This window comes from Paenibacillus tritici, from assembly GCF_018207515.1.
GTDB lineage: Bacteria > Bacillota > Bacilli > Paenibacillales > Paenibacillaceae > Paenibacillus_AQ > Paenibacillus_AQ tritici.
The window spans coordinates 4,031,947-4,046,487 of sequence record NZ_CP073365.1; the positions used below are offsets into that span (position 1 = coordinate 4,031,947).

Annotated in this window: 8 protein-coding genes; all 8 read left to right on the forward strand. The window is 46.4% G+C overall.

Annotated elements, in window-relative coordinates; genetic code table 11:
- Nucleotides 1–9: 9 nt before the first annotated feature.
- The 8 genes from KDC22_RS17260 to KDC22_RS17295 all read left to right on the forward strand — a co-directional run bounded on the left by KDC22_RS17260 (nt 10) and on the right by KDC22_RS17295 (nt 14,523).
- A complete protein-coding gene (locus tag KDC22_RS17260; protein ID WP_211719794.1) occupies nt 10–1,035 on the forward strand; it encodes a glycoside hydrolase family 130 protein in 1,026 nt (341 codons plus the stop codon).
- Nucleotides 1,036–1,402: 367 nt separating this feature from the next.
- Entirely contained in the window at nt 1,403–2,953 is a 1,551-nt protein-coding gene (locus KDC22_RS17265; RefSeq protein ID WP_211719795.1) for a glycine betaine uptake BCCT transporter, read from the forward strand.
- 389 nt (nt 2,954–3,342) lie between these two features.
- A complete protein-coding gene (locus KDC22_RS17270) occupies nt 3,343–4,338 on the forward strand; it encodes a hypothetical protein (RefSeq protein ID WP_211719796.1) in 996 nt (331 codons plus the stop codon).
- Nucleotides 4,304–4,891 carry a hypothetical protein gene (locus KDC22_RS17275; RefSeq protein WP_211719797.1) on the forward strand — a complete coding sequence of 196 codons (588 nt, stop codon included), beginning with the start codon at nt 4,304–4,306 and terminating at the stop codon, nt 4,889–4,891. The genes KDC22_RS17270 and KDC22_RS17275 overlap by 35 nt, the downstream gene beginning before the upstream one ends.
- Nucleotides 4,892–4,994: 103 nt before the next feature.
- On the forward strand, nt 4,995–9,515 hold the full coding sequence (locus KDC22_RS17280; protein WP_211719798.1) for a non-ribosomal peptide synthetase: 4,521 nt from the start codon (nt 4,995–4,997) through the stop codon (nt 9,513–9,515).
- A gap of 23 nt (nt 9,516–9,538) precedes the next feature.
- The gene (gene cysC / locus KDC22_RS17285; protein WP_211719799.1) at nt 9,539–10,156 is read left to right on the forward strand and encodes an adenylyl-sulfate kinase; all 618 of its coding nucleotides are present in this window, start codon (nt 9,539–9,541) and stop codon (nt 10,154–10,156) included.
- Nucleotides 10,149–13,277 (forward strand): cyclic peptide export ABC transporter, encoded by a 3,129-nt coding sequence (locus KDC22_RS17290; RefSeq protein WP_343221759.1) that lies wholly within the window; start codon nt 10,149–10,151, stop codon nt 13,275–13,277. Before cysC ends, KDC22_RS17290 begins: the two co-directional genes overlap by 8 nt.
- On the forward strand, nt 13,270–14,523 hold the full coding sequence (locus KDC22_RS17295) for an ACP S-malonyltransferase (RefSeq protein ID WP_281424866.1): 1,254 nt from the start codon (nt 13,270–13,272) through the stop codon (nt 14,521–14,523). Before KDC22_RS17290 ends, KDC22_RS17295 begins: the two co-directional genes overlap by 8 nt.
- The last annotated feature ends 18 nt before the right edge of the window (nt 14,524–14,541 follow it).

Below are 14,541 nucleotides of genomic sequence, written 5' to 3' on the forward strand. Positions count from 1 at the left end.
ATCTCACTTATGAAAGAAGTTACATTGACTGCAAGCCAGAATTTGCCCAATATGCCCTGGCAGGATAGACCTGCCGGCAATGACAATCCGGTCTGGAGACATAGCGACAACCCGGTAATCAAACGCAATCCGGCAAAAGGCGTAGCGCGTATTTTCAACAGTGCGGTTATTGCGTATGACGGCAGCTTCCTTGGTGTATTTCGGGTGGAAGATAACACAACCCGTCCTCACTTGCGGATGGGGCACAGTGCAGACGGTCTGGACTGGAAGATTGACGATGAGCCGATACAGTTTACAGATGAGGCGGGTAATCCGTATATGCCGCGTTATGCCTATGATCCCCGGCTTGTCAAAGTGGAAGATACTTATTACATTATCTGGTGTACGGATTTCTATGGAGCTGCAATCGGCGTAGCCACAACTCAGGATTTCACAACCTTCACCAGCCTGGAGAATCCGTTCCTGCCGTTTAACCGCAATGGAGTGCTGTTCCCAAGAAAAATAAACGGTAATTTCGTGATGCTGTCCCGTCCAAGCGACAGTGGCCATACTCCCTTTGGTGATGTGTTCCTGAGTGAAAGCCCCGACTTTGTGTACTGGGGTAAACACCGCCATGTGATGACCAAGGGTGGACAAGGCTGGTGGCAGAGCACCAAAATCGGCGGTGGCCCGGCACCCATAGAAACTTCTGAAGGCTGGCTGATGTTCTATCATGGTGTAACCGGAACCTGCAACGGTCTTGTATACAGCATGGGCGCTGTTATTCTGGATAAGGATGAGCCCTCGAGAGTTAAATACCGCTCTAAGAATTTTGTGCTTACACCAGAGGAGTGGTACGAGGAACGCGGCTTCGTGAACAATGTGCTGTTCCCCTGCGCTACGCTGAATGACGCGGAAACAGGACGGATTGCCATCTATTATGGCGCCGCCGACACCTACGTAGGAGTGGCTTACACGACTGTTCAAGACATTGTCCATTACGTGATCGAGACTCATGAAGAAGTCGGCGATGATGCCGGATTGGGCAAGATCTAATGACCTGCGCTTCATGAACTGGATGTCCAGACCCAGACATTCATGCTCTTATACGGTTCTCTTCATCCTTAATGCTATAAAAAGTGAGCAGAGCAGCGATTCTCCCGTTATTGGAGGATCGCTGCTCTGCGTTTTGGTCATGGTTGGCTTGCATCAGCAGACGGCTCTGTCATTCGGCGCACGGCCAAGGCGTAACCTTCACTCCGTAGAATTTCCCGAGCCGGTTTGAGCCCCGTGATTTCAAGGATTGTGATAAATTTTTAAAATGTTAAATTAGATGATTAAAAGGGTAGTTTCATACTAAAAGCTGAAGTAACACATACTTAAGAAAAACCTGTACACATTCACTACCAATGGAGGTTCATTTATGGTTTTTACAATAGCCATTACCATCGTAGCCATTTTTGCAATATGGGGAGCCGTAGCGCCTGACCAGATGGCCCATACAGCTAATGTCGCTTACACGTTCTCTATCCACAATTTCGGCTGGTTCTATTTGCTGGCTACTCTGTTTTTCCTGATCTTCACCTTTTATTTGGCCTTCAGCAGGTTTGGCAGTATCCGTCTGGGAGACGACGAAGATGAACCGGAGTATTCCACAATATCCTGGCTGTCAATGCTATTCAGCGCAGGGATGGGGATCGGGATCGTATACTGGGGAGTCGCTGAACCCTTGTCCCATTATTTATCTCCTCCAGAAGGTGTAGAAGGGGGGACGACAGCAGCAGCGAGGATTTCTATGCGATATTCGTTTTTCCATTGGGGACTGCATCCATGGGCGATTTATGCCGTCATCGGATTGGCGCTTGCGTATTTCCAGTTTCGCAAAGGATACAAAGGCCTGATCAGCTCAGCCTTTATTCCATTATTGGGGGAACGGCTGGTTTCCGGCTGGCTGGGCAAGGCCATTGATATTTTAGCGGTGATTGCCACTATTTTTGGCGTCGCTACTTCACTGGGTCTCGGGGCTCTGCAGATTACCGGAGGATTGCATTATTTATTCGGGGTTCCTAACACCGTAGCCGCTCAGATTATAATTATCACAATAGTGACCGTGCTATTCCTCATCTCCGCCACTAGCGGTCTGGACAAGGGAATTAAACTCCTCAGTAACGCAAACTTAGTGATAGCCGTTCTTTTGATGCTGTTCGTATGGATAACAGGTCCGACTTCATTTATATTCGAAACCTTTACAACCACTTTAGGAAGCTATCTGCAAAATATCGTCAATATGAGCTTGAGGCTAACGCCTTTTTCAAAGGGAACGTGGATCGGGACGTGGACCTTATTCTATTGGGCCTGGTGGATCGCCTGGGCACCTTTTGTCGGAACCTTTATTGCAAGAGTATCCAAGGGAAGGACGATCAAGGAATTTGTCATTTACGTCCTGCTTGTGCCGAGCTTGTTCGGTTTTGTCTGGTTTTCGGTATTTGGAGGAACGGGCCTGCAAATGGAATTGTTCGATGGTGCCCAGTTGGCAGCAGCCGTTAAAGGAGATACAACCACCGCTCTTTTTGTCATGCTGGAGCAGTTGCCCTTAAGTACTGTAGTATCACTTATAGCTACCCTCCTGATTATGATCTTTTTTATCGCTTCGGCCGATTCGGCCACCTTCGTTCTGGGCATGCTGACCTCAGACGGTAATCTCAATCCCAGTACAAGAGTGAAATTGACCTGGGGCATTCTGCAATCCGCCATCGCTGTAGTCCTGCTGATTAGCGGCGGGTTAAGCGGCCTTCAGACCGCTTCCATTGTAGCTGCTTTACCCTTTGCCATTGTTCTGATTGGAATGTGCTTTTCCCTGCTCAAGGCTCTTCAGGAGGAGGACAGAGAGCGCCGTCAACGGGAGAAACGTCAACGCCAAAAGCTGAAGCAGCTGCTGGAGGAACATGAAGCCATCAAGATTCCTGTGAAGTAATCCGGGGGAATCTTACATAACCGTACACGGAATGATCTGACTTTAAGAGCCTGCTTCCAGCAGGCTCTTTTTTGCATACAACATAATTAAAAGTGTTGTCAACAAACCCCGCTCCAAGAACCGGTGTTATCCTTAACTAAGGTTGAAACTACAAGAAAAAGGTGTGTGCTAAAGATTACAACGGATAACGTAAGGATAGAACATAACAGGATGGAGCTAATAGCGGGGAAATACAGGCTGATAGCGGAAATATGAAGCTGGTTCTTTAACCTAAACGGTAAATTGTATCAAAATATGACAAATTTCAACAGCCAATTTAGACAAACATTTACAATGAATTGGTTTATAATAACTAAAGTTAACAGATTAAGTGAAGCAGGAGGCAGAATATGACGGGCACGCCGGTAAGAATTCCCGTTTACCAGAAGAGATTATCCATTTTTAATTGTCTTGATTATTTGATTTGTCTGCATATTCATAACAGCGGTTATCCTTATCAGTACACGTTCTCCGGCAATTGGGGATTCTATTATTATTCTCCGCATGAATTTTTGCACCACCGGAAAGAAGCTGCAAAGCCGCCGTTCTACACCAGTTTATGTGAAATTTATCACATGAAAAATACTCAGGCCGATTATACCAATTTGATAGATTATATGGACGAAGGCGGGCAACTCTTCACCCATTCGGATGGCTGGTACCTTCCGTGGACCATCAATTATCATAGGGCACATGATGGCCATTACTTCTATATTCAGCAGTACAATCAGGAACGGACCCATGCTCTAGTAATAGACTGGATTCCTGAAATTATGGAGTGGGTACCGATTGAAGCTGTGAACGACGGCTACATTGCCGGGGGAGCCCAAGCTTTTCGTCTGACAGCACCGAAGCTCAATATGGATATGCAAAATGTTCTTAATCTGCTTACGGCCTGCCAGACCCATATTGCCGGATGGACAGACAGGAGCGTTGCGACGGGAATAGCGGGTCTGCAAGCATTCCGTAAGGATATGCTGGCTTTGCGGGAGGAGGGGGTTAGCTATGTTGAACAATGGTGGGATCTGCTTAAAATACAGACTGATGTTAGGGACCGATTTCTGGAATTTATATATTTTTTGGATTGCTCCGAACAATCCCCTTTGTACCATACTGCCAATAACGCGCTTATTGAAGTGTTTGAAGAATGCTTCAACAAATGGCTTGCATTCCGCAATGGGTTAATGAAGACAGTAATTACGGGAACCTACGACTGGAAGAGAGCAATTGAACGGCTCGACAAAATTATCCTGTATGAGGAACGCTGTGAAGTTGCTCTGAGACTATATATAGAGGGGATGTTAGCTAAGCTTGAACACAAATTCTTATCACACGGTCAATCTTGAAGCTTACCACAATACGAAGGGTGTAACTTGGCCGGAATTGGGGATTGTGGGAATCCTGAATCACGGATTTGAGAGTCTGGCAGGACATTTAATGCCCAATGGTCAGGTCCAGTCTGTCGGCGGTGTTCCTTTTCTTTTTCCCAGAACAGATACGGCTGCAATGGACTTAGTTAGCTGCGAAGAGCAGGTTATACAGGTTGAATGCCAACAGTATTATGATCGGCTTTTCTTTTTGGGTTTTTGCTGCTGGGGCGAATTTGAGGATCTGATCGAACTGCGTTATTCAGACGGGGTTGTGGAGAGAAAGAAATTCGGTTTTTTTGACTGGCATCGCTTTTACAAAAGTGATTCCGTGGAACCTGCTTGGGTGATGCCTTATTTCTGCTACAAGGATGAGAAGGTAGAATGGGAGACGGTCATATATGTCCGTGAAGTCCAATTAGACCGCACACGCTTGCTACATTCAATCCAATTCCCCGACAATCCTTACATGCTCATTGTATGCGCCACACTTAATATTTTAGATAAAAATTTTAATATTAGTAATATTTAACAAATTGATCACTTGAAGAAAGACTCCTTGAGTGGTTAACTATAGTAAAAGATGAATCATTTTAGAATAATTTATAATATTTTGAAATTCGAGGAGTTACGATATGGCACAAGAAGACATGCATGGCGATAGCAAGTACTATTCGTTAAGCCATCCGCAAAAGCGGGTTTGGGTTGTGGACAAAATCCATTCAGGCTCCAGTCTTCATAATATTGGTGGGACCATACGGATTAACGGGCCGGTTCAGCTTGATCTAATGGAACAAGCTATACATCTGTTTATACGAAAGCATGACGGAATAAGATTAAGATTTACAGAAGGACAGGATGGGCCTTGTCAATATGTTCCCCCATACCAGCCCTTCCCATTGGACAGACTGGATTTTTCCCAATGCTCTGAACCGGAACAAGAATTTCAGAAATGGAGTCAAGCAACAGCCTCAACACCGTTTGATCTGGAAGATGCTTCTCTTTTCTATTTTGCGTTATTTCGAATATCCGAATCCGAAATGGGATATTTCTCGAAATTCCATCACCTGATTGCGGACGGATGGTCAATGAATGTAATGACCGAGCAGATTGGGACAAACTACGAAAGATTATGTTACGGACACGAAATAGAGGATGAATCCTCTTACTCTTATCTAAATTATCTTGATACGGAACAACGCTATCTTGAATCTTCGCGTTTCCTCAAAGACAAAGCCTTCTGGATCGAGCAATTACAGGATCTAGAGGATTCATCGGCAAGAAATAGTCAATCGTTGGAAGGTAACCGCTCCGTGTTCGAACTGTCCTTAGAGCTTTCCGGGCAGATCAAGGAATTTACAGACCGATATGGCTGCTCCGGCAATTCCTTTTTTACAGCCGTTTATCTGCTATATGCGTCCATAATGCTCCGTCAGACCGACTTACTTTTGGGTATCCCTGTACTGAACCGCTCAGGGCGGAGGGAAAAGAGCGCCTTCGGTATGTTTACAAGCACAATGCCTTTTCGTTTTTTATTGAATTACGAGGAAACTGTAGGGCAGATGATCGCGCGGGTTCATAGAAATATTATGGATGGCCTGTTTCATCAAAAGTATCCCTTTGATTTGTTAACCGGAGATGTGAAGTTTTTCAAACAACATCATTCGTCTTTATTTCAAGCTTGTATAAATTGGTACAACACATCACTGGCACCTGAGATTAACGGCTTTTCCGTTAAGAACGAGGAGTTCTATAACGGCTTACAGCAATATCAGCTGCAGCTTGTGATCAAGAGCTGGTCAGCATCCGGTGCGCTGAGTCTGCAATTTGATTATCAGAAGGAAGCCTATTCTGAAGAGCAAATAGAGGATATGTATAGGCGGATCGTGCATTTGATCAAGCAAGCTTGTACTAATCCCTTACGCCCCGTTGGCAGTCTAAGTTTATTATCAGAGGACGAGGAACATTACGTGCTCTATGACTTTAATTCCACAGCAATGAAATATGACCCGGGCAAGAGCGTCATTACGATGTTCGAGGAACAGGCGGCCAGGTCTCCGGATAAGATTGCCGTTTGTTTCGGGAATGAGAGTCTGACTTATAGTCAGTTGAACAAAAAGAGCAATCAGCTTGCCGGTTTATTAAGCGGATTCGGGGCTGGAAGGGGAACCGTTACAGGGCTGTTCACCGTTCATTCCATGGAGAGTATTATCGGCATTCTTGCAGTGATGAAGGCTGGAGGAGCCTACATTCCGCTGGACCCGTCATATCCTGCAGACCGTATCCGGTTCATTCTCGACGAAGCTGCTGTTTCCGTCCTGTTAATAAATTGTGAGTGGAATCAGGCAATTGCCTATAACGGGAGAATTATTGATTTAAATGACTCAGCTCTTTATGAGGGTCAAGAGGTTAATCCGGGAATATCCATCCATTCGAATGATCTTGCATATGTCATCTATACATCAGGCTCCACAGGAGTGCCCAAAGGAACAATGATCGAGCACCAAGGGCTGAGTAATTATGTGAGCTGGGCAGCCAAGATGTATTTCGGGCCGGATGAAGAGGTTGTTCCGCTATATTCATCCTTGGCCTTTGATTTAACGGTAACATCCATTTTTGCTCCGCTGGTGTCCGGTAATCTTATTGTTATATATCGTGATGATGAAGAAGAGTTTGTTCTGTTTAGAGTGATTAAGGATAACAAAGCAACTGTATTGAAGCTTACTCCGGCGCATCTTTCACTTATCCAGGATCAGGATTTTTCCTGCTCCGCTATAAGAAGGTTTATTGTAGGCGGCGATATGTTAAGCACAGAACTCGCAAGAAAGGTACAGAAGTATTTCAAGCAGCAACAGGTACAAATCTACAATGAATACGGACCGACCGAAACAGTGGTTGGATGTATGATACATCAGTATAATCCTAATCTGGATAATGGCGCATCCGTTCCTATTGGCCGCCCTGCAGGCAACGTACAGATTTATATTCTGGATCGAGGCGGTAATCCTGTACCTCCGTATGCCATTGGAGAATTGTATATATCGGGTCAAGGGGTTGCCAGAGGTTATCTGAACAGAACGGAGTTGTCACAGGAGAAGTTTGTGGATAATCCCTTTATTCCTGGACAACGAATGTACAGAACCGGTGACTTGGCCCGTTTTATATCCGGCGGCATTATAGAGTATATCGGAAGAGCTGACTATCAGGTGAAAATAAGAGGCTATCGTATAGAGCCTGGTGAGATAGAGAACCGCTTATTGCAGCATACCGCTATCCGGGAAGCATCAGTTAAGGATTGGGAGGATTCAGAGCAGGGCAGGTATTTATGCGCTTATCTAGTGAAAAGCGGCGCCGTCTCTTCAGAAGAACTACGAGAATACCTGTTAACAAGGATACCGGAATATATGGTTCCCTCGTTCTTCGTTGAGCTGGAGGAGCTCCCGCTTACGGGAGCCGGTAAATTGAACAGATCCTCTCTCCCGAAGCCCGTAAGACCTGAACGCATGGGCACTGGCGGTGATACCAGCCTAACTGCAGAGGAGGAAATCTTATACCGGGTAATCGCTGAAGTGATGCATTTGGAGACAGTGAGAGGCGATGACCATTTCTTCACCTTGGGAGGCGATTCCATTAAAGCGATTCAAATCGCTTCCAAGTTAAGTGCTGCGGGCTTCACAATCAGAATAAAAGATCTGTTGACAGCACCCTTATTGAGGGAGATGGCTCGGCATGTACATTGGTCAGGAAGGCCAGAAGCCGGACAACAGCCGGCTGTGGGAATTATACAACCAACTCCCATACTTTCATGGTTCTTGGCTCAGGAATTTCCCGATCTCAACCAATACAATCAGTCGCTTATGCTGCTGGTCAAGCAAAGCCTGAAGGTGGAACAGCTGGAACGGATGATACTGGAAATCATCAGCCACCATGATATTTTCAGAATGAATTATAATGCGGCATCCGGTCATTTTTATTACAACAAAGCTTTACCGGCACCTTCAGGAGAAGGAATCTGCTTCTATGATCTTGGGAGCTTCCCGATCCCAAAGCAGGACGAACTGATACGAGAAATAGGCACTAGAATGAAACAGAGCTTTGATATTAGTAGTGGGGTTCTGTTGAGAGCCGGTTTGTTTCATCTGGGGGAGCGGGGAATACATGTGCTTCTGACGGCGCATCACTTGGCTGTCGATATAGTCTCCTGGGGAATTATTCTGGAGGACATGAGCACTATGTTAAGACAGATGATGGCAAATGACGTCATACAATTACCATCAAAAACGCATTCATTCCAAGAATGGTCATTATCTCTCGAACGATATGGACAATCCTTACATGAAGCACAATATACAGACTTGCTAGAGCGCACTACTGTTGTTCATTTCAGCAATGAATGTGAGTTAACCCCGGAAGGACAGGTTCCAGTCAACCATAGTCTGCAGCGTACTATGGATACGGGAAACACCGGGAGACTTATGAATGAGGCGAACCAAGCCTATCATACTCAGACTAATGATCTATTACTGGCCGCCTTGGCAGTAATGTGCACAAAGTATTGGCCGGCAAATGAAATAAGTGTTGAGCTTGAAGGACATGGCCGGGAGGACATTGATGCAGGGATTGATATTTCCAGAACAGTCGGTTGGTTTACATGCATGTACCCAGTGGTTTTGCAAGCAGAGGGAACGGATTTGGCACAGCAGATTATAGCTGTTAAGGAGCAAATACGCAGCGTATCAGGTAATAAGATCGACTATGGCGTCATGATGAACAGGAAGGGCTATGCCACGCGCTCACCTGGCAGCTCTATCAGGTTCAACTATCTGGGCGATCTGGATCAGCTGCTGGAGAATGAACATTTTAAGGCAATTCCAGTAGATACCGGTCCTGACATAGGCGAAATGAACACCCTGCAGGAGATGCTGGATTTTAATGTCTATATTCTGAACCGCCGTCTTACCGTCAGCCTTACCTGCAGCAGCAAACATTACAGTGAGGAGCAGCTTGTTGCTGTGCTGGAGTATTACCTTGTTTCATTAGCCAATATTATTGAGCACTGCTCGGGTAAGCAGGCACCGGGGTTTACACCAAGTGATTTTCCGGAGGCCCTGTTAACGCAAAGTGAATTGGACAGTCTCTTTGCCAAATTGGAGTAAGTCGGAGAGGTAGGGGATGAAGGATGTCAAGCCAGAATGCAAATGTCATCTGGCATCACAATGAGACAAGACAAGCTGACAGGCAGCGGCTGACAGGACAGTCAGGCATGGTAGTATGGCTGACCGGACTGTCAGGGGCGGGAAAGTCTACAATATCCGGCAGTCTGGAGAAGAAGCTGATTGACAGCAACAGGCTTGTGTATGTTCTTGACGGGGATAACTTAAGACATGGTCTGAACCAAAACCTGGGATTCACCCAAGCGGACCGCAATGAAAACGTAAGAAGAATTATTGAAGTGGCGGATTTGTTCAGAGATGCCGGACTCATTACGATTGTATCCTGTATCTCGCCATACGCTGTAATGAGAGAAGTAGCCCGGCAGCGAATCGGAGACGCCCATTACATCGAAGTATATGTTAAGGCAGATCTGGATACATGCATACAAAGAGATCCCAAAAAGTTATATGAGAAAGCCCTTAAAGGTATAATCGGGCACTTTACAGGAATTTCCGATCCTTATGAGGAGCCGCAGCAGCCGGATATAGTGCTGGACACCAATCTCCTGTCTGTCGAGGAATCCAGCGATGCTCTTTTCAAGTACATTATGCTGTGGCAGGAAAAAAGGGAAACAGATGAATAAAATACGAAATACGGCCGCAGTGCTTATTCTGCTCTTGCTTTGCTGCTTATGTACGGCTCCGGCATTTGCCGATTCGCGAGCGGATCTGAAGGATCAGGAAATTGAAGCTTATATACGGAGTTTAATGAATGAGGGGAGAATTCCCGGCCTTGCTGTAGCTATAGTCAGCGGACATGAACTCGTGTACAGCAAAGTGTTCGGATACGCTGACCTGGCAACTCAAGAGCCGGTTACGGAAGCCACTTTATTTGAATTGGGCTCGACAAGCAAGGCCTTCACGGCACTGGGAATCTTGAAGCTTCAGCAAGAAGGAAGGGTCAATCTGGACGCCCCGGTATCGGCTTACTTGCCCTGGTTTGAAATGAGATATGAGGGCTCCTATAAGGGACAATTCATTCCTGATCAGATTGATATAACACTGAGGCAATTACTACATCATACCAGCGGTATTCCATCCCGGACCATAGATGATATTCCAATCTCAGACGACGGGGATGCACTGGAGGAGACGGTACGTACAGTTGTCGGGCAGAAGCTGGATTCTTATCCGGGGGAGCGATACCAATACGCAACGATTAACTATGACATTCTAGGATTAATTATAGCGAAAGTGTCGGGCGTACCCTATGAAGAATATATGTCCGTCAATGTACTCAAACCACTTGATTTAAAGGATACCTACGCAGGCCGGGCTGAAGGTCTGACTCCTCTTGCAACGGGGTATAAGCTCCAGTTCTTGCGGGCTGCACCATATAATGCACCGACATACAGAGGGAACACGCCGGCAGGTTATTATATTTCCAATCTGAAGGACGTTGCCAAATGGCTGAAAATACAGTTAGGAACCGAAGCTGACTCTGATTTCGATCAACAGCTGATTGATGCTTCCCATATCCCGGACCGGACAGTAGCGCCCACTGCAAAAGGTTCTTCTTATGCCTTCGGCTGGAACAACTACCAAAAAGGGGGAGGCGAACTGTCACATGGCGGCTCTAATCCTAACTTCTCGTCATTTTTTGTCATTCGGCCGGAGGAGCAATGGGGAGTAGCCGTTCTTGCTAACTTGAATTCTTCCTTCACCGAGGAGATCGGCCAAGGCATTATGAGCTTGCTGACAGGGGAAGAGCTCCCGGACAAGTCGCGGGATTCGTACATGAGTCTAGACCATTTTTCAAGTGCAATGATAGTCTTGATGCTGACTTTTAGCTTGTTGACCGTTTATTTCATTGCCGCTCTTCTGTTTAAAGCGAAGCAGGAAAGGGAGCGTCCTGATTTTAAAGGTTCTCTGGTCAAAGTGTTGATCTTATGTCTCGTTACGGCAATTCTGGTTTATTGTCTGTCCATCTTGCCTAATGTGATGTATTCCGGTCTTTCCTGGAACTTTGTAAAGGTGTGGGCCCCCCGGAGTTTTCCATTCGCAGTAGGCTCCCTCTTAACAGCTGTCGTAGTATTTGGAATCTATTGTATCTTGTACGGGCTGTTTAGCCGGAATAGAAGGAATTCGATCTTTGTAGTCTCCATCCTGAGTGTTGTCAGCGGTTTGGGCAATGCCGTTATCATTTTCATTATTAATGCAGCACTCAATCGGGAGGACGGCTTTCAGGACGGACTATTACTCTATTTTCTGGCAGGTATCGTTATATATGTTTGCGGACAGCGTCTGGTTAGATCCAAGGTTATTTTTATGGCGAACGATATTGTATACACCAAACGGATTGAACTGATCGACAAAGTGATGAATGCCAACTATGCCAAATTTGAAGCGATGGAAGACGGAAAAATTCAATCTGCGTTAGTGAACGATACAGAGACGATCAGCGGGTTTAGCAACGTACTAATTGCCGGTATTACCAGCTTTGTTACATTGTTCTGCTGTTTCATTTACTTGGGCATCATCAATTTCTATGGCTTACTGGTTTCGATAGGCGTCATTATTCTGGCTGCAGGCTCATATTTTTTGGCGGGCAAGATGGCCGGAAGGCTGTGGGAACAGACTCGTGATATGCAGAACGTTTTTTTCAAGTTCATTCACGATCTTATATTCGGGTACAAGGAGCTGTACATCAATAAACACAAACGGCAGGAGTTCAGCCGGGACGTCAGGGAAAGCTGTGAAGCGTACAGGAACAAGCGGATTCAGGGGGATATCAATTTCGCTAATGTGTTTGTGATTGGAGAGCTTCTGTTTACCTTCGTAATCGGGGTAGTCGCCTTTGTGTTTCCGCTATTGTTTGATGAGATTCAGAACAGCACCTTGAAGAGCTATGTGTTTGTATTCCTGTACATGACAGGACCCGTTAACGGGTTATTAAATGCAATTCCCAATATAGTCAGAGTACGAATCAGCTGGGGGCGTATCAACTTGCTGGCGAAGGAACTGGAATCGTTCCGGGAAGAGGATGAACCGCTGCTCACGGAAGACAGCTTTTCATGCTGCGGGCAGACCGAAATCTGCTTTCAACAGGTGGAATTCAAATACAGCCAGGCAGACGGGCGGGAGTTTGCCGTGGGTCCAGTCAGCTTTTCGTGTACTTCAGGGGAGATTATTTTCATTGTCGGAGGCAACGGAAGCGGTAAATCGACATTGGCCAAGCTGATGACCGGACTGTACCAGCCCTTACGTGGCGTGATCCATGTAAACGGAAAAAAGGTTAACCCGAGAGAGCTCAGTGAGAATTATTCCACTGTGTTCAGTGACTATTATCTGTTTGACAAGCTGTACGGTGTAGATACCCAAGCTCATTCGGAGGAAATCAGCCTCCATCTGCATGAACTGCAGCTCCAGGGAAAGTTAGAAATTGATCACGGGGCATTCTCCAGTCTCAAATTATCCAGTGGTCAGAAAAAACGACTAGCACTGCTCGTCAGCTATCTTGAGGACCGGCCGATTTGTTTGTTTGACGAATGGGCTGCGGAGCAGGACCCCGAATTCAAGGAATATTTCTATACCGTACTGCTCCCGCGATTGAAGCTGCAGGGGAAATGCGTCATCGTCATTACGCATGATGACCGTTATTTTCATATCGCCGACCGCATTATGGTGATGGAGTCGGGGCAATTGTCTCAGGTTCAGGCAACAGCCCATATCAGAGAGCAAAGTGAGGTGAACGGAATTGCATGAGGGCAGGTTTCCATACACGAACAGTTTATGTTTTGCTTTTCCCGGAGTGGGTTCACAGTACAGCGGCATGAGCAAGGAACTCTACGAGCAGTACAGCATTGTAAGAGAAACGTTTGAAGAAGCCAGCGACACGCTCCATATGGATATGCGGCAGCTGTGCTTTGATAGCGAAGAAGAAGAGAAGCTACATAAGCTGGAGTACAGCAAGCCTGCACTGGTATGCTCGGGCATCGCCTGTTACCGGGTATTTGCCGAGGAAACGGGTCTGCAGCCTGCTGCAACTATGGGGTACAGTCTGGGTGAATACACTGCATTATGTTGTGCGGGGGTTATTTCCTTCAAGGATACGCTGGAGATTGTACACAAGCGGGCTCTGATTATTAATGAGGCTACCTCCGGAACGGAAGGAACCATGGCCTGGGTGATCAATCTGGACTGCCGCAAGGTGGAGGAGATTTGCAGTGAAGCTCTCAGTGAAGGCATTGTGATCTATGTCTCGGCAGTAGATGCCCCCGCCAAAACCTCAATTTCCGGAACAATGGCTTCGATTCAAAAAGTAGCATCACGGCTTGAGGACAGCGGGGGGATGGTTATTCCCATTCCGATGAGCGGCCCTTTTCATAGTTTATTTATGAAGGAAGCGGCTGACCTGCTCCGGGGCATTCTTGACCAGTACAGCTTCTCAAAGCCGCGGTGGGAGGTTGTGGCGAATTGGAATGCACTGCCCTATCCGGACGAGATCGGCTCTATCAAGGACAATCTGTCATTGCAGCTGATTCATCCGGTGCGCTGGCGAAATTCCATTGAATATCTGCTTACTGCAGGTATTGACTCCGTAGTGGAGCTTGGGCCAAAGACCGTATTGACCTATTTAACGGCTATCAATACAGATAGGCTCAAGAGTTATTCCGTGGACAAACCGGCTGATGTTGTGACAGTGCGTCAGGCGTTGCTGTTGGAGCAGAATGACTATCTGAGAGTTCTGAAACATAGTCTTGCTGCCGTTGCCGCAACCAAAAATCACAATGCTGATATGACGAATTATGTCTCTGCCGTATCTGAGCCGTATCAGCAAATTAAAGGCTTGTATCATGACTGTAATCATCAACAGAGAGAGCTCACCACACCGCAAATCCATGATGTGCTGCGAACTGTCAATTCGATTCTGACTGCCAAGGGTCTTCCTGAGGATGAGCGGATCCGGAGAATGAGGAAGGTGCTCTGCTACAAAAGCTTAGTCTACTAATATCGCAGGGAGTGCTGC

What these genes read in the sequence shown, in the direction of transcription:
- KDC22_RS17260 (WP_211719794.1), top strand. Translation starts at nt 10, where the DNA reads ATGAAAGAAGTTACATTGACTGCAAGCCAGAATTTGCCCAATATGCCC.
- KDC22_RS17265 (WP_211719795.1), top strand. Translation starts at nt 1,403, where the DNA reads ATGGTTTTTACAATAGCCATTACCATCGTAGCCATTTTTGCAATATGG.
- KDC22_RS17270 (WP_211719796.1), top strand. Translation starts at nt 3,343, where the DNA reads ATGACGGGCACGCCGGTAAGAATTCCCGTTTACCAGAAGAGATTATCC.
- KDC22_RS17280 (WP_211719798.1), top strand. Translation starts at nt 4,995, where the DNA reads ATGGCACAAGAAGACATGCATGGCGATAGCAAGTACTATTCGTTAAGC.
- cysC (WP_211719799.1), top strand. Translation starts at nt 9,539, where the DNA reads ATGTCAAGCCAGAATGCAAATGTCATCTGGCATCACAATGAGACAAGA.
- KDC22_RS17290 (WP_343221759.1), top strand. Translation starts at nt 10,149, where the DNA reads ATGAATAAAATACGAAATACGGCCGCAGTGCTTATTCTGCTCTTGCTT.